This is a genomic window from Streptococcus sp. 2022WUSS037 (assembly GCF_044427225.1).
In the GTDB taxonomy this organism is placed as follows: Bacteria; Bacillota; Bacilli; order Lactobacillales; family Streptococcaceae; genus Streptococcus.
The window spans coordinates 1-18,149 of record NZ_JAOTGJ010000034.1; the positions used below are offsets into that span (position 1 = coordinate 1).

General features: G+C 41.9%; 19 protein-coding genes and 3 pseudogenes. 11 read left to right on the forward strand and 11 right to left on the reverse strand.

Annotated features, from left to right (window positions below):
- Positions 1 to 156: 156 nt before the first annotated feature.
- The 5 genes and pseudogenes from ODU55_RS09855 to rsmH form a co-directional block, all read right to left on the reverse strand.
- Positions 157 to 789, reverse strand: a pseudogene (locus ODU55_RS09855) (hypothetical protein); the annotation flags it as partial.
- Between the two features lie 88 nt (positions 790 to 877).
- The gene (mraY, locus tag ODU55_RS09860; protein ID WP_398582711.1) at positions 878 to 1,876 is read right to left on the reverse strand and encodes a phospho-N-acetylmuramoyl-pentapeptide-transferase; all 999 of its coding nucleotides are present in this window, start codon (positions 1,874 to 1,876) and stop codon (positions 878 to 880) included.
- A gap of 1 nt (position 1,877) precedes the next feature.
- A complete protein-coding gene (gene pbp2X / locus ODU55_RS09865) occupies positions 1,878 to 4,127 on the reverse strand; it encodes a penicillin-binding protein PBP2X (RefSeq protein ID WP_398582712.1) in 2,250 nt (749 codons plus the stop codon).
- The gene (gene ftsL / locus ODU55_RS09870; RefSeq protein ID WP_002937992.1) at positions 4,127 to 4,450 is read right to left on the reverse strand and encodes a cell division protein FtsL; all 324 of its coding nucleotides are present in this window, start codon (positions 4,448 to 4,450) and stop codon (positions 4,127 to 4,129) included. The genes pbp2X and ftsL overlap by 1 nt, the downstream gene beginning before the upstream one ends.
- Positions 4,451 to 4,461: 11 nt before the next feature.
- Positions 4,462 to 5,412: a 16S rRNA (cytosine(1402)-N(4))-methyltransferase RsmH gene (gene rsmH, locus ODU55_RS09875; RefSeq protein WP_398582713.1), complete on the reverse strand. Its 951-nt coding sequence runs from the start codon at positions 5,410 to 5,412 to the stop codon at positions 4,462 to 4,464.
- Positions 5,413 to 5,682: 270 nt separating this feature from the next.
- On the opposite strand from rsmH, the gene ODU55_RS09880 reads away from it, so the two are divergent.
- From ODU55_RS09880 to ODU55_RS09910, 7 genes are read left to right on the forward strand one after another with little or no spacing between them, the layout of a single operon-like run.
- Positions 5,683 to 5,871: a helix-turn-helix transcriptional regulator gene (locus ODU55_RS09880; RefSeq protein ID WP_002942681.1), complete on the forward strand. Its 189-nt coding sequence runs from the start codon at positions 5,683 to 5,685 to the stop codon at positions 5,869 to 5,871.
- Between the two features lie 10 nt (positions 5,872 to 5,881).
- The gene (locus ODU55_RS09885) at positions 5,882 to 6,415 is read left to right on the forward strand and encodes a DUF3278 domain-containing protein (protein WP_398582714.1); all 534 of its coding nucleotides are present in this window, start codon (positions 5,882 to 5,884) and stop codon (positions 6,413 to 6,415) included.
- A 14-nt stretch (positions 6,416 to 6,429) separates the two neighbouring features.
- The gene (locus ODU55_RS09890) at positions 6,430 to 6,630 is read left to right on the forward strand and encodes a hypothetical protein (protein ID WP_398582715.1); all 201 of its coding nucleotides are present in this window, start codon (positions 6,430 to 6,432) and stop codon (positions 6,628 to 6,630) included.
- A gap of 13 nt (positions 6,631 to 6,643) precedes the next feature.
- Positions 6,644 to 7,726: a DUF3278 domain-containing protein gene (locus tag ODU55_RS09895; protein WP_398582716.1), complete on the forward strand. Its 1,083-nt coding sequence runs from the start codon at positions 6,644 to 6,646 to the stop codon at positions 7,724 to 7,726.
- A 10-nt stretch (positions 7,727 to 7,736) separates the two neighbouring features.
- Positions 7,737 to 8,072: an MFS transporter gene (locus tag ODU55_RS09900; protein WP_398582717.1), complete on the forward strand. Its 336-nt coding sequence runs from the start codon at positions 7,737 to 7,739 to the stop codon at positions 8,070 to 8,072.
- The gene (locus ODU55_RS09905) at positions 8,073 to 8,420 is read left to right on the forward strand and encodes a hypothetical protein (RefSeq protein WP_398582718.1); all 348 of its coding nucleotides are present in this window, start codon (positions 8,073 to 8,075) and stop codon (positions 8,418 to 8,420) included. It begins immediately after the preceding gene.
- Between the two features lie 52 nt (positions 8,421 to 8,472).
- Positions 8,473 to 8,901, forward strand: coding sequence for a NusG domain II-containing protein (locus ODU55_RS09910; RefSeq protein WP_398582719.1), 429 nt, complete (start codon positions 8,473 to 8,475; stop codon positions 8,899 to 8,901).
- Positions 8,902 to 8,942: 41 nt separating this feature from the next.
- Here the strand turns inward: ODU55_RS09910 and menA are convergent, their stop codons facing one another.
- The 5 genes from menA to ODU55_RS09935 all read right to left on the reverse strand — a co-directional run bounded on the left by menA (position 8,943) and on the right by ODU55_RS09935 (position 14,477).
- Positions 8,943 to 9,899, reverse strand: a complete 957-nt coding sequence (gene menA, locus ODU55_RS09915; protein ID WP_398582720.1) for a 1,4-dihydroxy-2-naphthoate polyprenyltransferase — start codon at positions 9,897 to 9,899, stop codon at positions 8,943 to 8,945.
- A complete protein-coding gene (locus ODU55_RS09920) occupies positions 9,892 to 10,941 on the reverse strand; it encodes an FAD:protein FMN transferase (RefSeq protein WP_398582721.1) in 1,050 nt (349 codons plus the stop codon). The genes menA and ODU55_RS09920 overlap by 8 nt, the downstream gene beginning before the upstream one ends.
- Positions 10,942 to 11,018: 77 nt before the next feature.
- Positions 11,019 to 11,498 (reverse strand): FMN-binding protein, encoded by a 480-nt coding sequence (locus ODU55_RS09925; RefSeq protein WP_398582722.1) that lies wholly within the window; start codon positions 11,496 to 11,498, stop codon positions 11,019 to 11,021.
- Positions 11,499 to 11,576: 78 nt separating this feature from the next.
- Positions 11,577 to 12,566, reverse strand: a complete 990-nt coding sequence (locus ODU55_RS09930; protein ID WP_398582723.1) for a polyprenyl synthetase family protein — start codon at positions 12,564 to 12,566, stop codon at positions 11,577 to 11,579.
- 18 nt (positions 12,567 to 12,584) lie between these two features.
- The gene (locus tag ODU55_RS09935; RefSeq protein ID WP_398582724.1) at positions 12,585 to 14,477 is read right to left on the reverse strand and encodes an FAD-dependent oxidoreductase; all 1,893 of its coding nucleotides are present in this window, start codon (positions 14,475 to 14,477) and stop codon (positions 12,585 to 12,587) included.
- A gap of 287 nt (positions 14,478 to 14,764) precedes the next feature.
- Between ODU55_RS09935 and ODU55_RS09940 the strand changes: the two genes are divergently transcribed.
- From ODU55_RS09940 to ODU55_RS09955, 4 genes and pseudogenes are all read left to right on the forward strand, one after another.
- The gene (locus ODU55_RS09940) at positions 14,765 to 15,304 is read left to right on the forward strand and encodes a Gx transporter family protein (protein ID WP_398582725.1); all 540 of its coding nucleotides are present in this window, start codon (positions 14,765 to 14,767) and stop codon (positions 15,302 to 15,304) included.
- Positions 15,305 to 15,574: 270 nt separating this feature from the next.
- Positions 15,575 to 16,924, forward strand: coding sequence for a TrkH family potassium uptake protein (locus tag ODU55_RS09945; protein WP_024406622.1), 1,350 nt, complete (start codon positions 15,575 to 15,577; stop codon positions 16,922 to 16,924).
- An 11-nt stretch (positions 16,925 to 16,935) separates the two neighbouring features.
- Positions 16,936 to 17,601: a potassium channel family protein gene (locus ODU55_RS09950; RefSeq protein ID WP_398582726.1), complete on the forward strand. Its 666-nt coding sequence runs from the start codon at positions 16,936 to 16,938 to the stop codon at positions 17,599 to 17,601.
- Between the two features lie 111 nt (positions 17,602 to 17,712).
- A pseudogene (locus tag ODU55_RS09955) lies at positions 17,713 to 18,027 on the forward strand (MATE family efflux transporter); the annotation flags it as partial.
- A gap of 3 nt (positions 18,028 to 18,030) precedes the next feature.
- On the opposite strand, the pseudogene ODU55_RS09960 reads toward ODU55_RS09955, so the two are convergent.
- Positions 18,031 to 18,149: pseudogene (locus ODU55_RS09960) on the reverse strand (IS630 family transposase); the annotation flags it as partial.

The window sequence follows — 18,149 nt, forward strand, 5'->3', positions numbered from 1 at the left end:
CATGGAATTACAAGCAGCCACCACCATATTTGTAGTCAATATGAAGCGAATTATGACCTTAATAGACCAAAAGGAAGAGTAGAAAAATAGGAATTCTCCCAATCATTCAGGAGAATTCCTATTTTTTATAAGAGTCAGAGTAACTGGAGACTTTTTCAGTGGGCTCGCATTGGCAATGGTCTTTTCAACAGTCTTTTTGGTAATTTTCACACCAATCACTGCGGCTACCTTTTTCACCAAGGGATACCAAGTTGTCTTGGTCAAAGCCTGCATAGCTACTTTTTTACCGATATTAGCTCCGACTGTCTTGGATACTTTATTGAGAAGAACTGCTGAACCACCTGCTCCAAACATGACACCAATGTAGGTAATAATGCGGATTTGAACCTCTTCTGAAATTTCCTTCCCTTCACCAACAAATAATTCATCTTCACCAAAAAGATAAGCGATTTGTTGCGATAAATTCAAGGCAAAACCAAAATACTGAGCTATATCAGCAGTACCTGCCGCCACCGCTGTAAATGGATTCCCCGGTAAACCAGCTGCGAAAGAAATCAAAGATGTTTTCATAGTCATATCATTAATGATTTTTTCAGCTTCCTTACGCAAAGCTTTTGTAGTGAAGACCGCCGTTGGTCCATCCGTAATAATTTTATCTAGATAGGGACTATCTTTAAAACGAGTCTTCAAAAATTCTTCCCGATTGACTTTAACCATAGGAAGTTGACTAGCAGCTGTCATGGTTTGAATAACCACTCCATATAACTGTTCTTGATTGAATTGTTCCATTTTTATCCTCCACCAATTCTCTCTCTATTCCCCCCCCCGACCATATTTGTCAAGGTAAAAAAACAGCATTTCTGCTGTTTCTGACATTTTATAGATAAAGAATAGCTAGGGTAATCAAGCTCATGATGAGACCGACTGACCAGAGGAAAAAGTCAACTTTCCACTCGCTCCATTTTTCAGCTTTTCCGATCAAACCTCCGAGCTCTAAATGGTGATGGAAAGGAGTCATACGGAAGATACGACGACCTTCTCCAAAGCGTTTTTTGGTGTATTTAAAATATGAAACCTGCAACATAACAGAGGACGTTTCAATGACATAGACCAGGCCGATAAGGAGGAGGGTCCATTCCTGACGGAGAGCAATTGAAATAGTTGCCAACATACCACCGAGAGCCAAGCTTCCCACATCCCCCATGAAAATCTTCGCTGGTTTACGGTTATATACAAAGAAACCGAGCAAGCCACCAATCATGGTCACACAAACTAGAAGAATATCAAATTTTTGCTCATTGAAGGCGATGACAGAGTAAGCTAGAAGGCTAATAACAACTGAGATAGAAGCCAGTCCATCAATACCATCTGTCAAATTAACTGCATTTGAAAAACCGACCAGCCAGAACAGAACAAATGGGAAATAGAGAACTCCCAAATGTATCATGTGACCAAATACATTCAATTCTCCGCCACCTGCTCCTCTTACGTGGACAAAGTAGAAGACAATACCTCCTAAAATTTGTAGAGCAAGCTTTTGTTTAGGATTAAGACCTTCATTTATTTTACGGAAAATTTTTAAAAAGTCATCCAAAAATCCTACTACACCATAAAGGGCAAGGATGAAGAGGATGGCAAGGACACCACCCGTCAACAGTTGAAAGGCCGTTGCGAACAATAAGCTGACAAGAATCGCAACAATGAGAAAAACGGTTCCCCCCATTGTTGGTGTGCCTGCCTTAAACTGATGTTGTTTCACATCTTCGTGCATCTGTTGCCCCTCGATGCGTTTGGCTTGATAAAATGTAATAAATCGTGGGATTAAGAGAACGGTTGCTAGAAAAGCGACCAATCCCGACATAAGTGCGAATTGCATGTTAGTCTCCTAAGGTTATTGTTATTTTCTTTGTTTTATTCAAAGCGGTACCGACCTCTACACTTTGGTCGACTACTTTTGAACCCGTTCCTTTATAGGTCACTTCAATACCAGTCCATTCAGCAAATATATCCATATTCTCTTTGGTGATTGCGTATAGGTCTGGCATTTCTTCGAATTTATTTGTCAAGAGTAGAACCTGTTGGTTGGCGATTACGTTGCTTCCTTTTTCGACTGAAACTTTTTTAATTTCAGCACCGTTTCCAAGGATAACTGGTTGAACTAATTGACGGCGAAGTTCCTCAGCCGACTCGCCTGGTGCCTTACCAATGAGGTCTGGCAATTGATACTCTGTCTCATTAGCGACCTGTGCCAATGCTGGTGCAGGTGAATCCAGATTCAAATTGTCTTTCAACAGCATCGCTTCTTTCAATGTAGGACTGACAATGTCACGCCAAGACAGGACATTCAAAACTTCCGGTTGGCGAATGGTCACATACATGATAAATTCAGGATCTTCAGCAGGAATCATGGCTACTACAGAGTTGATGTAGGCACCTTTAATGTACCCTTGACCATCTTCACTGGCAATTTCCGCCGTACCTGATTTAACTGCAATATCATAGCCATCAACTTGAATTGCAGGCCCCTGTAAATCATGTGAGTAGAGTGTACCATAAACAGGATCAGTACCGACATTAATCATATAGCGAAGTGTATCGTCGGCAGCTTGTTCAGAAACTGGATTTCCCACTTCTTCTTTCGAAGAAACTCTAGCTGTATCTGTATTAGGATTATAAAGAGCTGAAATGAATTTAGGCTCTAGCATAATACCGTTATTCGCAATGGCGGTAAAACTACGAAGCATCTGTGCTTGGTTTGCAGAAATCCCCTGACCAAACGATGACATGGCGATAGAAACAATGTTGTCCCCTGGTACCATTCCTGGCGCCTCGTCCCCCATACCAAAACGCGTTGGGTAGCCAAAGCGGAATTTAGCGAGGTAATTTAGCCATTTTTCATCTCCCATCTGTTGTTGCAACAAGGTCATCCCAACGTTACTGGATAGGGAGAAGCCTTGCGCATAATTGAGAGTCACAGCTGAATAACCTGCATTGAGGGTCCAGTCATTGATTTTCGCATCTGCGATAACGTACTCATTATTCGTATAATAAGCATTTGGATCAAAGGTTCCATTATCGATAGCTGACGCTACTGTTAGCACCTTCATTGTTGAACCAGGTTCAAAGGCCTCTTGGTATAAGAGTGACCGCTCTAGCAGTCCTTCTTGTCCCAGACCTTCTTTGGTATCTGAATCATAGCTTGGCCTTTGGGTCGTCGCCAGTATTTCACCCGTCTTGGCTGAAACCAAAGTTGCATTCGCATATCGCCCTTTGGCTTTATCGAAGAAGGTATTCATATTGGTTTCAAGAGAACGTTGCAGATCGGCTGAAATTGTCGTATAGACATCCTGCCCATTTACTGTCTCCGTTTCAACCTTTTCTGTCCCAGGTAGGACACGGCCTTGGCTATCTTTCTCGTAGATAACTTTTCCGTCTTGACCAGCCAGAATATCATTCAGATAATATTCCAAACCACTCACACCCTGTAAACTATGACTACCATCCTTGTTTTCAATCGGATTAGCTAACCCGACAAAAATTGAAGCAAAATTTCCATTCGGATACATCCGTCCTGGACTAGCATTGAAGGCAATCCCTTCAATACCTGCCGCCTTCATCTCTTCTTGGATTGAAGACATCGTACTATAGGAGATGTTCTTGCCTAACGTCCCAAAGTATACCTGCTTCAGTTCAGGTTGATTCAGCTGCTCCATAACATAAGCCGTCTCCATTCCGAGATGCTTTTTAAAGATTTCTGCTACTTTGCTGAACTGAGAAGACTGCACATACAAAACTTTTTTCAGTTCTGACACATATTCTGTGTCAATGATGGCATAGACTGTATAGGTCGTTGAATCTTCTGCAATAGGAATTCCTGTACGGTCGTATATCGTCCCCCGTTTAGCTTGAACGGTAACTTCACGCTGGTGTACCGCATCAGCTCTCTCTGACAAGTCCACCCCAAATTTACTATCAGTGCCGATAATATAGGCAAAGTTGATTAAAAAGAGAAAAAAGACGAAAACCGTCAAAAGAAGTAGGCTCTGTCCTACTCTTCGACGATTTTTTGACGGAACATATCGTTTTTTTAAGACATACCGCAAGAGTTTATTATTTCTTCTGGGCATTATTCGGCTACTCCAATATTGTCATTATTAAAAGTTAATCCAGCTTTTTCAGCAATTTCCATCAAGCGAGCTGAACGTGTCAATTCATTGACAGCTTGCTTTGCATCGTTGATTTCAATCTGTTTTTGGCTAATATCTTGATTGACTTTGGCCATCCCAGATTGAAGTTGCAAAAGCCGCGTTTGCATAAAGATAATTCCTATGGCAAGGGCTAATCCAGATAATACGATGCTTGAATAGAAGGCTTTTTCTACACGTGTGAAGGTTCTAATTTTATCACCGATAACCCGCATAGTGGCTTCTCTACGTTTTTCTTGCAACATAGATTCTTCTCCTACTTATGTACTCTCTTAGCTACACGTAATTTGGCTGAATGGGCCCGGTTATTGGCCGCCAATTCTTCCTGACTTGGCAAAATCGGCTTGCGGTTGACCAACTCCAGTGGCGCCTTTAAATCATCTGGGATAAAAGGCAAGCCTTTGGGCACATCAATGGTGCTAGCTTCCTTAAAGAGTTGTTTGGTCAGACGATCCTCCAAGGAATGGAAGGTAATGACAGAAATCCGTCCATCCATCGCCAGCAAGTCAATAGCCTGCTGGATAGACTCATCCGCCGCGCCCAATTCATCATTAACTTCAATCCGAATGGCCTGGAAAATCTGCTTGGCAGGGTGGCCCTTCTTCTTGAGTTCCTTGGCTGGCTTAGCATACTTAATCAGTTCTGCCAACTCAGTTGTCGTTTCAATAGGTTTGATAGCACGTGCCTGTTCGATTTTACGAGCAATCTGCTTGGAAAATTTATCCTCACCGTATTTAAAGAAAATCCGTACCAAATCATGGTAGTCATAGTTGTTGACCACATCATAGGCAGTCAACTGACCATCTCGGTTCATTCGCATATCAAGCGGGGCATCCTGTTTGTAAGAAAAGCCACGCTCCCGCTCATCCAACTGCGGACTAGACACACCTAAATCGTAACAAATCCCATCAATCTCTGTCACCCCAAGCTCTGCCAAGCGAGTCTTGAGATTGCGAAAATTGTCCTTGATGAAGGTTACTTGCCCCTTTTCAATGTAGGTTGCCAAGCGAATGTGGGCATGGTCAATAGCCGTCTGATCCTGATCAAAGGCGTAGAGATGCCCCCCATCCGTCAGCTGACTGAGCAGGTATTCGCTATGACCTGCTCCACCCAAGGTGGCATCTACATAAATTCCATTTGGTTTGATGTCTAACATGTCTACTGTTTCATGCAAAAGAACAGTAGTGTGATTAAATTCCTTGCTCATATCTTATCTATTGTACCACAAAATAAATCAAAAAGATGTTGCAAACTTTTTACAAAAAATATGTCAAATATAGTTGACAAGATTTCTTGATTGGTATATACTAACATTACAGAAAAGTGTCGGATATAATTGACATCAACAGGGAGGGTTCCCACATTTTTTTACAGTTGTATGTCAGATATAATTGACAATCATTTAAAAGGATAGCCAACCTATCCTCTCATTTTTAGTCAAATGTGTCAGATATAGTTGACATAGAAAGGAGGGCACATGAACCGTGTCAAAGATTATCGCCTACTACTAGGAATTTCCCAGCTGGATTTGGCCAAGGCCATCGGCGTATCCAGGCAGACCATCAACATGATTGAAAACAACAAGTACAATCCCTCGCTAGACCTCTGTATTAACCTAGCCAAAGCTTTACAGACCGATCTCAATAGCCTCTTTTGGAATGAATAAGGAGTTTATCATGAAAGATACATTTGCAAAAATTCTCGATCAAGCAACCAAGGATTTTTATTCTATCAGCGGACCCATGGATGAAATGCGACAGCAAGAAAGCTATCGTTTCAGCAACACCATCCTTATGCTCGTTTTTCCTATCCTCGTGATTGGGAATACTATCGCCCTTCTGATTGCCTTACGACAACCTGAAAAAGTTGGTTTTCTGCTCCCCCTAACCAATATACTAATCGTCGGTTTCACTCAAGCCTTAGCCTCTCACATTGCCTTGAAAAAAGGCATTAGTCTAAGTTATGAGGATGAGATTGATGTCGCCAAGCTCAATAAAGCTCTTCTTAAAAATAGTCGTGCCATATTTTTAGGAGCTTTTATGGCGACTATGACTAGCTCTGCTTTTTATAAGGAGTGGTCTATATTTCTTGAAGAACTAACAGACCCAACCCTACTTTTCAGTCGCTTCATCATAGCAGTGGCTATTGCTACCATAGACTATCTCTACCACAAGAAACAACTTCAAAAGAAAATACTGGCAAGCAAATAAGAAGGAGAAGTATCATGAAAAAGAACACGCGCAAAGCTCTTATCTCTACCCTTATTTTTATCCCGCTCTTTGTCCTCTTTCAGCTTTGGGGCAATAGCGGAGCGGACATTTTGCACATTATCAGCCAAGCGAAATTCTGGGTGCAACTGCTGATTGCTGGAACAGTCTACTTTCTTGGACTAGCTTACCTGCCACTCATTTTCCGTCGTAAGTAAATAGGAGCATCGTATGAAAAAGGAAACCTTTCAAGATAAATTGATCAAACGATTTTACGGTATCGCTGGTCCCCTAGATGAATACCGCAAACAAGAAGCCTTCCGACTAGGCAATACCTGCTTTATCCTGCTCTTTTGGGGAACTCTAGCTCTTACCCTATTGGCACTTGCCCTATCCAAACGCTTCCCAGAAGTCGTTGCCTATGGCTATCCCGTTTCTCTGCTCCTAAGCTATCTAGCAACCAGTAGCTACATCATGTATAAACTTCGCCATAGCCAACTGGACAGTTTAGATGTAGAAGAACTGACTAGCAAGGAACAGAAACAACTCAAGGGTGCAAGTTTCAAATTCGCTCTCTATTTTACTACCGTTATGTACATTTGGGATGTTGTTTTTGGTGCCTGGATGGAGGGGCTCAACCCTCTCGACCACCTATTTGACCTCCGAAAAGTCCTGGCTGCCTGTCTAGGTGGTGTTTTCACGGGCATTCCTATCGAAATCATGCTTCGCAAACGCATGAAAAAGGCAGAACAACTACCTGTCAGCTCTGCTATTTCCAAAGAAGAACCCAAGTGGCTCCAAAATATGATACGGCACTTCTATGGTATCCGTGGTCCTTTAGACGAGTACCGACGGACCAGGGCAGACGCTATTGGCGGTCATGCTTTCATCTATCACTTCTACTTCCTTGCTCTTGGAAATGCTGTCGCCTACTTCCTAGCTATCCGCTATCCTGTGGAGGTTGCCACCTATTATCCAATGACAATTGCTCTCTTTAGCTTTATCTTGCTAGGTGTCGTCAATATGCAGACCCTCCATGTTGACTTGCCCCAGTATGACTTGGATGAGCTTAGCCCTGAGGAAAGACAAGGTCGGCCCCTTAACTCACTTCTTTGGGGACTGGGAGTTGCCCTGCTTTCGACAGTTTTTGCTGGAGTGGCAGACCTCTTTAGCCTCAATCTTCCCCTAATGGCCTCAATCTTGCACACAAAATCCCTCCTCTTCGGTGGCACGATGGGTATCTTTGCTAGCATTGCCCTGTCTGCCTTTGCCTATCTGCATAAACTGGAAGCGGAAACTACTAAGAAAAAATAAGGAGCTGCCCATGAATAAACCTTTCACTCCCAAACAAACCTGTAAATTTTTTGTTCTATTTTATGGTTTATTTTCTGCCCTCTTCATCTACTCTTATATCGTCAATGAGCCGATTAGCGGTTCCTTCTTGCTCATGCTACCGACCATTCAGATGATCAAATCCTATAAAACAGCCGAAGAAAAACGCTACTTTATCATCCAAGCCATCTTTGCCCTGTTTGCCATGACCTTGACCTACGGCATAGGCATTTGGTTAGGACATGTCAAACCACTTGCCCTCATCCTTCCTGCTGGATTTGCCATCGCTATTCTTTATCGGATTTTTTTCAAAAAGGGGGGAAAATAAATGAACAACTTCAACACAAAATTGGCCCTCTCCTTGTTTGTTCTCGCCTATGCGACCATTTGTGGCTTGTTTATCCACAGTTTTCTGACTGGGGACACCCCACCAATCTTTATCTTACTGTTCACTATTCTTCCAATTTTAAATAGTGACTGGCAAACTACCAGCCCAGAAGCAAATGCTGTCCAAAAAGCTATCTATCTTTATCGTAAACCACTGCTCTGGTTTCTCTTTGCAGGTTTTGCCCTAACTTTCTCCATTGGATTTTTCACTGGGAAAATCCAGCCACTGCAAGCTGGATTCTGGGGAATGTTAGCCATCCTACTCTTTGTTGGACAATTAAAAAAGTAATCCACATTCAAGATTTTACAAAGCAAATTTTTTTCTATACAATAGACTGTATATGACAATCAAATCTATTCTCAAACAACTCAAATTATTTGATTATATCTTAATCGGATTCACACTCATCTTATCCTTTCTTCCAGCAATTTTTACCTATGCACATCTGACAACAGATACAAATGAGAGAAAAACGATTGCCTATGTCCGCATCAATGGTGAGGTGGTCGACCAATTTGAATTAGCAAAGGACACACCACATCAAGAAAAGACCTACTATCCCAATGAAGGGCAATACAACATCATTGAAGTTGATGGCGAACGCATTCGGGTCAAGGAAGACAATAGCCCAGACCAAATTGCCGTTATGACCAGCTGGATTAGTCAGCCGGGCGAATTATCCGTTTGCCTACCACATAACCTGTTGATTGAAATCAAATCCGTCGGCGGAGAAAGCACTGATGAAGAAGAACTCATTTTACCACTATAACAAAGAAGACACAGCCTGATGAACGACTGTGTCTTTCCTTTTTAGAAAATAAGGGCTAAAGCAAGTATCACCACATATAGCAGTGCAAAGAGTACAAAACTCTTTACTGCCTCGATAAAGGTTTCCCGTTTGACTTGCTTTTTCAAAAATGTTTCTAGACTCTTATAAGCAGGCCAAACTCCGATTAAACCGGCCAGTGCCCAAATTGGTAAGAATCCAGTCAAACAGTAGATTATCCACAGCAACCATGGTAAACTGGCCAAGACAAAATACAATTTAAGAGCATTTTTCTTGCCAATATAGTAAACCAGAGTATAACGATGGTTGCGAATATCTTCCTCTAAATCACAGGTATTGTTGGCCAACATGATATTGGCAATCAAGGTTACCAGAGGAATGGACATGAAAATAATTTCTATTATTTTTGTCCAAGAAAATTGCAAGGTCATCCACTGGCCGCTCACTTGGCTGGTCAGTAGCAAATCTGGTTGCTGAATAAATACAGCAAGAAAGAAGATGCCAAATCCCATGGTTACACCAGAGAAAACTTCACCAAGAGGCATTCTCGAAAGCGGAATAGGGCCAAAGGTATAGAAGATTCCAATGAGGAAACAGAGAGCTCCCATCGGTAGTAGGAGCCAACTGGTCCGCCATACAAGGAGTAATGAAACCAGTAGAGAAAAAATAAGTAAAGCAAAGACGATTCGAAGCATCTGCCGAAAATCTAGAGAGAATTTTCCAATCACATTGCTTTCCTGACGATAGGTTTCATCCTTGGCCTTGTGGTAGTCCATGCTATTGTTGATGGCAGTTGTACACATGTCAAAGCTAAGGACGGCGAGAACGAACAAAAGTGTATTGAGCCAATTGAATGCTTGATAGCGATACAGACTCCATAAAATCCCCAGGGTCATCGGAAAAACACTGGCTACCTTGGTCTTCAGTTCAACAAATTCTAGAAATACCGACAGACTGAGCCCTTTAGTTGATTTATTCATTGACAAGATGATACTCCTCATTCGTTAATTCAAAGCTTTCTTTCAAACCATCACTCAGATGAACGCCCTGCTCCTTATCGATGAAAACAGCTTCTACACCATCAATCTGATTGATAAAGTCAAGACCTTTTTCCACACCTAGTAAGAAGAGAGTTGTGGATAAGGCATCTCCTTGGATAGATGTTTTGGAAAAGACTGTCACACCTGAAATATCGTTTTCCACAGGATAGCCAGTTTTGGGATCAAGAATATGGTGATATTTGACACCGTCCACCTCTAAGTAGCGCTCATAAATACCTGAGGTAACAACCGAATCATGTGTCCCTGGCACAGAACCAACCGTTGCTCCACGCACTTGGTCTGGGTCTTGAACTCCCACATTCCAACCATTTTGCGTCGCAGGCGAATCCCCCATTACCACTACATTCCCGCCTAGATTAATGATGGCTGTCGTTATCCCTTTGCTGGCAAACAATTCTCTAACCTTATCTGCAATGTAACCTTTGGAAATAGCTCCTAATTCTAAGGTCATTCCTTCTTTGATAAAGACAGTCTTCTTCTCCTTATCTAAAGCAATGTCTTTATAATTGATAAATGGCAGAGCAGCTTTGATTTCTTCATCACTCGGCTTACGTGCATCCTCATCACCAATTTTCCACAGATTGCTCACAGCTCCAATGGAAATGTCAAATAGCCCCTGACTTTCTTTACTCATGTCAATAGCTGTTTCAATCACTTCAAAGGTACGTTCATCAACCTTGACAGCTTCTTTTCCTGCTGCCTGATTGATACGGTAGACATCTGCCCCTTCCAAGTTTGTGGACAACAAACTTTCCATCTCCTTGATATAGGAAATAGCTTCATCCATCGCTTCTTCCTGATTTTCATGATAAATACTCAACTGCACTACTGTGTGAAGTAAGCTTTCACTACGAGTCAACGGAGTTTTCACAACAGATAAACTTTCGTTTTGTTTACCACCACAGGCAACAAGCAAAACCATCAGTAGGCCCACGAACAATAGACTTGCAATTTTTTTCACTGATTTTACCTTCCCCCAAAAATAAGAAGACACAGTAGCCAAACAAGTGCGACTGTGTCTTTTCTGTATAGACTTGATTAGTCAAGTTTTACAGTTTCTGTTTTTCCTTCAGCAGCTGCTGCAAGAAGGGCTTCTGTACTCTTCTTGAAGTCTTCAGAAGTCTGAGTTGCACCTGATACAACTTCAACAGCTGAGAGGTCTTGTTTCTCAACCAAAGCTGCATTGAGTTGTTCGATTGCTTCACCAGCAGAAACTCCTGCTTTGTCCTTCATGTTTTTGTTGTATTCTTCGTTCGTAGACTTCAAGCTACCATCCTCCGCTTCGTAATCAAACTTAGACTCGCTAATTTTACCATCTTTAACTGTCAAAGTGTGAACGATTTTATAGCCGTAATCGTCCTTACCTGACTCAGCTTTGTAAGTACCATCTTTCAAGGTAGCCGTTGCTGCAGAAGAAGACGACGTTGAAGCCGATTCTTGTTTAGAACCGCAAGCAGCAAGTGCAAAGACCGCACCTAGAACGACCAAACTTTTCAAGACAACTTTAGTTGTTTTCATAACAATACTCCTTTTGTAAAGTAAATAGTTTTATATTTATAATGATATACCGAATAAACTAAAATGTCTAGTTATTTTTTAAAAATAATGACTAAAAACTATTGCCACCAAATTTTGCATAGATGCAGTCGATAACTGTGGTATTCTATCTGCAAAACTCATCATTTTTTCCAAATAGCTAACAATCAGTTTCTCTGTTTTGACAATAGCATGTGTTGCAAATAGCTTATCTATAATCACATCTAATCCCTCTTGACTAGGGGTTTGAATGTAGTTCTGTAAGTGCTGACGAATAGAACGATCCTCACTCATCGCAAACAAAAGTGGTGCTGTGTAAATTCCATTTTGAATATCTTGCAATCTGGGCTTACCCGACTTTTCAACATCTAAGCGGTAGTCAATCAAATCATCTCGGATTTGAAAAGCCATACCCAGAGCTTGACCAGCACGAAAGGCTAAATGACTGTCCTTCTTAAATTGCCCTGGGATAAAGCTGCCCAGCTGACATGCTAAACCGAATAAAAAGGCTGTTTTCCCTTGAATTTGCTTGAGATAGGCTTTCATCGTCATTTGGGTATCAAATTGATTGACCAACTGAGACAACTCTCCACGAAGAATAATTTCTAGGAGCTTATCGTTGCCCAAATCCAAGTCATTCTCCGTCAACTCCTGCAATCGAAGTCCTTTCCCAAGCAAGCGTCCTGAGTAAGCCAGAAGATAGTCTCCCGTATAAATAGCGATTCGGTTTGAAAATTGTTGATGAGCCGCCGTGACTCCCCGCCGTTTATCCGCGCCATCAATCACATCGTCATGAATAAGAGTCGCCAGATGCAGAACTTCTAAATGGGCAGCAAAATATAGCTTTGAACGGCTAATCTTTCCTTCCGTCATTTGTGCAAAGAGCAGACAGAGGCCGGCACGCAGGTATTTCCCTGGCGCCTCTACATATTCAACAATCTTCGCTGTAACTGCTGGATGCAGGACCATCATCTCAGATAAGATGATGGATTTTACCTCTTCAAGTCCCCTCTCAATCTCAGGATAGGTATTCCAAATTTGATGTACCACTAACTTTCTATATTTCCTTTATTTTTTATCCTTGATACGGTAAATATGCTTCGGCTTTCCATAAATCTTCTTGTCTAGGAAACGACCCAACCATGGCATGATCCAGTAGTCTAGACCGAAGGCTCTACCCGCACCGTTCATAAGAGAAATAGCTGCTGGGATGAACCAAATATTTACCCAGTAGAACATGCCTGACAGGCTGAACATAACTACCAAAGCAACGGTTGCAGCAGATACAATCCATACAAAGGCACCAGCAATCAAAGCCAGACCAATACCGATTTCTGCTACTGTCATAAATTTTTGCATAAAGAGTGCTACTTCTTGGTTTGGCATCATAAATTCCATGATAGTAGCAAACCAATCAGGCATTTTGTCCAAAACAGCCATCGGTGCTTCACCATAGGCATAGCTCAAACCAAAAATTGGTTCAGCAGCTTCTGCCGCAGCAGTTGCCGCTTGTGAGGCACTTGAAACCGCCTCAGCAGCAGATGCACCAGATACTGGATCAGCTAACCAAGGGAATGGGAAGACAACTTGATCCCCAAACCATGATGTTGTTCCAAATAAACCAAAGGCTTTCTTGATACCTTCGTAAAGCCATACAGAACCATAGAGAACACGCATTGGAACAGACCAGAGAAGATTGCCTTTTCCAGAAGTATGACCTCCAAAGATATTTCGCTTATTCTTAATATCGAAGAATTCATGGCGAACATAGGAGCCCATATAGAAGAAACTGCGAATGGTAAAGAAATAAAGCAAGTTGACCATGTGTTTGACAGCCATGGCCAAAAAACCAGACATATGGTATTTTTCCATCAAGAAGGCAACACCATAACGCGAACCGATAGAGACCATGAAGCCATCGTATTTGCCTTTGTAGCGATGTTTTTCGCCACCATTGATGGCTGCAATAATATTGCTTGCTGCAGTATGACCTGTTTGCTCAGCCGCTTGTACAATCTGTGGAGTTGGTTTTCCTTCTGATTCTTCAAAGTAAACCAAGTCACCAGCTACATAGACATTTTCCTTGCCTTTCGCTTCCATGAACTCATTGGCTACCAAACGACCTGCACGCGCTTTTTCAATACCAAATTCACTTGCATCAGAATTAGCTTGGACACCTGCCGTCCAAATTGACGTGTAGGTAGGAATTTGACGACCCGATGATAGTGTCAAGCTATCTTCTTGAACACTTGCTACGCCATCACCAAGCACCAACTCCACACCTTTTTTCTCAAGGTATTTACGAGCCTTGACTTGCTCTTTTTCAGTAACCATAGCCAAGATGTTTGGCGTTGCTTCAACAACCTTAAGTGAGAATTCTTTCGGATCCAACTTGAACTCACGCGCCAAAATTGGTACCCAATCAATCAACTCACCAATCATCTCAATACCTGTGAAACCAGCACCGATAACAGTAAAGGTCAGAAGGGCACGACGTTTGGCCTCATCGTGCTCACGCATGGCACGATAGCAGGCATCAACCATGTGATCATGCAAACGTTCTGCTGCTTCGATAGACCAAAGTGTAAAACCGTGTTCTTTGACACCTTTGACACCAAAGTCATTAGCTTCACCTCCCATTGCAAGGAGCAGGTAATCAAAATCCAGAGTTTGGTGTTCCGCAACTACTTGTTTCTTATCGTAGTCAATCTCAACAACCTTGTCTGTTACCAATTGAACCTTTGGATATTTTTTGAAGATACGTTGAAGGTCATACTTGATTGCATTGGCTTCTACACGCCCAGCCGCAACTTCATGCAACTCTGTCATATAGGTATGGAAAGAGTTCTTATCAATCAAGGTAACTGTTACATCTTGATCCTTTTTAAAGGTTTTTCCTAGCAATCGAGCTGCTGCAATCCCCGCATAACCAGCACCGACAATCACAATATTTTTCGTCACAATGTTTCCTCCTTGTGAAAACCAAAACAAATTACATGTTTCCATTATAACGTATTCCAAGATAGTTGACAAGCTAATTTCAATAATTAGTAATATACAACAAACAAAACTTGCCAGAGTGAATAAAAACAAGTATGATAGTAAAATAGATAATCGACTTATGATAGTAAAATAGATAATCGACTTATGATAGTAAAATAGATAATCGACTTATGATAGTAAAATAGATAATCGACTTATGATAGTAAAATAGATAATCGACTAGAAAGAGTTTTTTCTCTACACCCATGAATTCTAAACGTCAAACACTTAACTTTATTACGATGCTGGCAGCTCAGGCAGTTGTCATTTCTTTGATTGAACGACTCATCACCCCCCCATTTGCTTTTGCTCCAGGTGCCAAGCTAGGACTGGGAAATTTGATTAGCTTAATTGCTATTTTTACCCTCCCTACAAAGGATAGCCTAAAGGTTGTCGCACTACGCTTGCTCATCTCAACCTTTCTGGGAGGCACCTTTTCAACCTTCCTCTATGGCTTTGCCGGAACTACTTTGAGTTATGTCGGAATGCTCTCTGCCAAGCAGCTCGGTCCAAACCGTGTCAGTCCTATTGGAATTTCTATTCTGGGCGGGATGTTGCACAACCTTGGTCAGCTTCTTGTTTTTGCTACCATTGCCCGTTCTTTCTATGTCCTCAACTACCTGCCAATCCTCGCTTTTACAGGAATTTTATCAGGCTTATTGGTCGGACTGGCTGCTACCTACCTCCTCCAAAAGGTCGGACCTTTACATCACTATCATCAACAAGTCTTAGCAGAATGGAAATAAATCTCCCTAGGTCAACTAAGGAGATTCTTTTTCTGGTCCGCACCACTTTTTCATTGCCCATAATAATTTCCCCATAACCCCGTTGTCACAAATAAAATGAGCCACCTGAGCTACCTCATGTAAACACCACTAATAAAATCTATGGTAATTAAAAATAATGAAGCTTTCAAGAAGAGAAAAAATCAGGTTCTTTACGTGTTTTAGTCGTACATTTTCTTTCTTTTGTGCTACAATATCTTCATCTTTTATTTTTTGAGCAAAGGTAGAATTATGTCACCATTTAGGATCAAACTTTCTCCCAGTCAGCGAATCATTATCAGTTTCTTATTCGTGATTCTGACTGGATCAATTTTACTAAGTCTTCCCATCTCACAAATTAGCACCTCTACAGCAAGTTATTGGGATCATCTCTTCACATCTGTCTCCATGGTTTGTGTAACAGGGCTATTTACCAAAGCCGTTGCTGAAACCTATTCTACTTTTGGACAGATTATCTGTATGATGCTAATCCAAATTGGTGGTTTGAGCTTGATAGGATTCATCGGTCTCTTCGCTTTACGCGGTGGTCGTAAAATGAATTTCATCAATATGGCAACCTTACAAGAGGCTCTAAACCGATCTGACACAAAATATTTTCGTAGCTTCCTCAAATCAGCTTTTGGTTTTACCTTGGCGGTCGAAGCCTTTGGAGCCCTCTTACTTTCCTTCCATTTTGTACCTGAATTTGGATGGGCGAGAGGTTTATTCACCTCGATTTTCGTAGCTATATCAGCCTTTTGTAATGCTGGTTTTGATAATTTTGGTGCAACTAGCATCATGCGCTATGTGGATAATCCTCTGATCAACCTAACATTAGCCAGTCTCATTATTATGGGAGGTCTTGGATTCTCGGTTTGGTTTGACCTTCAAACACAAATCGGGCAAAAACGTAGCCTACGAAAACTAGGGTTCCATACAAAGATTGTTCTAGGCCTAACAGCCATTATACTAACCCTCGGAACTCTGACAACCTTACTCACCGAATGGAACAACCCTTCTACTATCGGGCAACTATCATTTGGCCATAAATTATTAGCCAGCTTTTTCCAGACGGTCACCATGCGAACCGCTGGTTTTGCCAGTATCGACTACACGAAGGCTGAACCGATCACCCTCTTGCTCTATATCTTTCAGATGATGCTTGGCGGAGCCCCAGGTGGAACAGCCGGCGGTATTAAAATAACCGCCTTCCTAACCTTAGTGCTCTATGCTCGTAGCGAGATTCTCGGTCTCCCTCATACCAACTTTATGGGACGAACCATCGATAACCTCAGCATCCGCAAAGCTTTTGCGACATTCTCAGTCTTCCTTCTCATGTTCATCATCGGGCTCTTCGCACTTGCCCTAACAGATGACCGACAACCACTTCTATTTTTAATGTTTGAGGTCATGTCAGCACTAGCCACTGTAGGTGTTACAGCCAATCTGACTCCAAGTCTAACCATGGCCGGTCAAGCAGTCATTATGGCACTCATGTTCTTCGGCCGTATCGGTCCACTTTCTATTCTCGCAAGCCTTTCTGTTCGAAAATTATCTAAAACCGAAAGTCTTCAATACGCAAAATCATCTATGCTTGTCTAAAAGGAGAAATCATGCCAAACTATACTATCGGAATTCTCGGTCTGGGAGTTTTTGGTACCACCATTGCAAAAACATTACACAATTACGATTGCAATATCATTGCTATTGATAATCATGAGCAACGTATCAATCATCTAGAACCTGTTCTCACGCGCGGTATTGTCGGAGACATCACCGATCGCTCGCTCTTACGCGCAGCAGGAATCGGTAACTGCGATGCTGTTGTTGTAGCTACTGGCGAAAACTTGGAATCCAGTGTTCTTGCTGTTATGCATAGCAAGGTCCTAGGTGTTCCTATGGTCATTGCCAAAGTCAAAGGAACAACTGCGAAAGAAGTCCTTCTTCGTGTTGGTGCCGACAAGGTTATTTCTCCCGAACGCGAAACTGGTATTTCCCTAGCAAAACAATTACTCCACCGCGACACAACCAGCCTCTTTGAGCTCGAAGGCAATGCTTCCATTGTCGAGTTCCACCCGCCAGTAAAATGGATTGGCAAAACACTCGGCGAATTAAAACTCCGCCAACATTATAAACTCAATATCATCGGTTACCGAAGTGGCGAAAATCAGGAATTAAACATCCAACTGACTCCTGACTATGTCTTCAAATCTGACGAACTCATCTTAGCAGTAACAGACCATAATACTGTCGATCATTTTGAAGAGCTGACAAATTAAATAACAAATTTACGCCCTATACTCCGTTCTCAGGAGAAATATTTTATCCCTAGAAAGCCTACTAGACTATCATTTATCTAGTGGGCTTATCATCTGCCAAAAGGAGACGTTATGAATGATTTAACCAAAGGAAAACCGATTGCGGTCATCTTACAATTCGCTATCCCCTTGTTGATTGGATCTTTTTTTCAACTGGCCTATAATTTTGCTGATTCCATGATTGTGGGGCATACTTTGGGAAAGGATGCCTTTGCAAGTGTCGGTTCGACAGCCAGCCTGATTTTTTTAATCATCGGTTTTGCCCAAGGTGTTACCAATGGATTAACCATTATTTCTGCCCAACGCTTTGGAGCTGGCGACTTAGAGGGGCTTAAAAAATCTTTTGTCCACGGACTCTTCTACGCTTCCCTCATCAGCCTTTTACTATAGTCAATTGAAACAAGAGTAGGACAAAAGTGCCTCAAGAAAAGTATTGCAATTTGGTAATACTTTTCGGAGGTGTTTTTTGATGTGAGCCCAGATTTTCTCGATGGGATTGTACTCAGGTG

Bases quoted from the DNA above. Each gene is read 5' to 3' on its own strand.
- ftsL (WP_002937992.1), bottom strand. From the start codon at position 4,450: ATGTTGCAAGAAAAACGTAGAGAAGCCACTATGCGGGTTATCGGTGAT.
- ODU55_RS09900 (WP_398582717.1), top strand. From the start codon at position 7,737: ATGAATAAACCTTTCACTCCCAAACAAACCTGTAAATTTTTTGTTCTA.
- rsmH (WP_398582713.1), bottom strand. From the start codon at position 5,412: ATGAGCAAGGAATTTAATCACACTACTGTTCTTTTGCATGAAACAGTA.
- ODU55_RS09885 (WP_398582714.1), top strand. From the start codon at position 5,882: ATGAAAGATACATTTGCAAAAATTCTCGATCAAGCAACCAAGGATTTT.
- pbp2X (WP_398582712.1), bottom strand. From the start codon at position 4,127: ATGCCCAGAAGAAATAATAAACTCTTGCGGTATGTCTTAAAAAAACGA.
- ODU55_RS09910 (WP_398582719.1), top strand. From the start codon at position 8,473: ATGACAATCAAATCTATTCTCAAACAACTCAAATTATTTGATTATATC.
- ODU55_RS09925 (WP_398582722.1), bottom strand. From the start codon at position 11,498: ATGAAAACAACTAAAGTTGTCTTGAAAAGTTTGGTCGTTCTAGGTGCG.
- ODU55_RS09950 (WP_398582726.1), top strand. From the start codon at position 16,936: ATGCCAAACTATACTATCGGAATTCTCGGTCTGGGAGTTTTTGGTACC.
- ODU55_RS09940 (WP_398582725.1), top strand. From the start codon at position 14,765: ATGAATTCTAAACGTCAAACACTTAACTTTATTACGATGCTGGCAGCT.
- mraY (WP_398582711.1), bottom strand. From the start codon at position 1,876: ATGCAATTCGCACTTATGTCGGGATTGGTCGCTTTTCTAGCAACCGTT.
- ODU55_RS09945 (WP_024406622.1), top strand. From the start codon at position 15,575: ATGTCACCATTTAGGATCAAACTTTCTCCCAGTCAGCGAATCATTATC.
- ODU55_RS09890 (WP_398582715.1), top strand. From the start codon at position 6,430: ATGAAAAAGAACACGCGCAAAGCTCTTATCTCTACCCTTATTTTTATC.
- ODU55_RS09905 (WP_398582718.1), top strand. From the start codon at position 8,073: ATGAACAACTTCAACACAAAATTGGCCCTCTCCTTGTTTGTTCTCGCC.
- ODU55_RS09880 (WP_002942681.1), top strand. From the start codon at position 5,683: ATGAACCGTGTCAAAGATTATCGCCTACTACTAGGAATTTCCCAGCTG.
- ODU55_RS09895 (WP_398582716.1), top strand. From the start codon at position 6,644: ATGAAAAAGGAAACCTTTCAAGATAAATTGATCAAACGATTTTACGGT.
- menA (WP_398582720.1), bottom strand. From the start codon at position 9,899: ATGAATAAATCAACTAAAGGGCTCAGTCTGTCGGTATTTCTAGAATTT.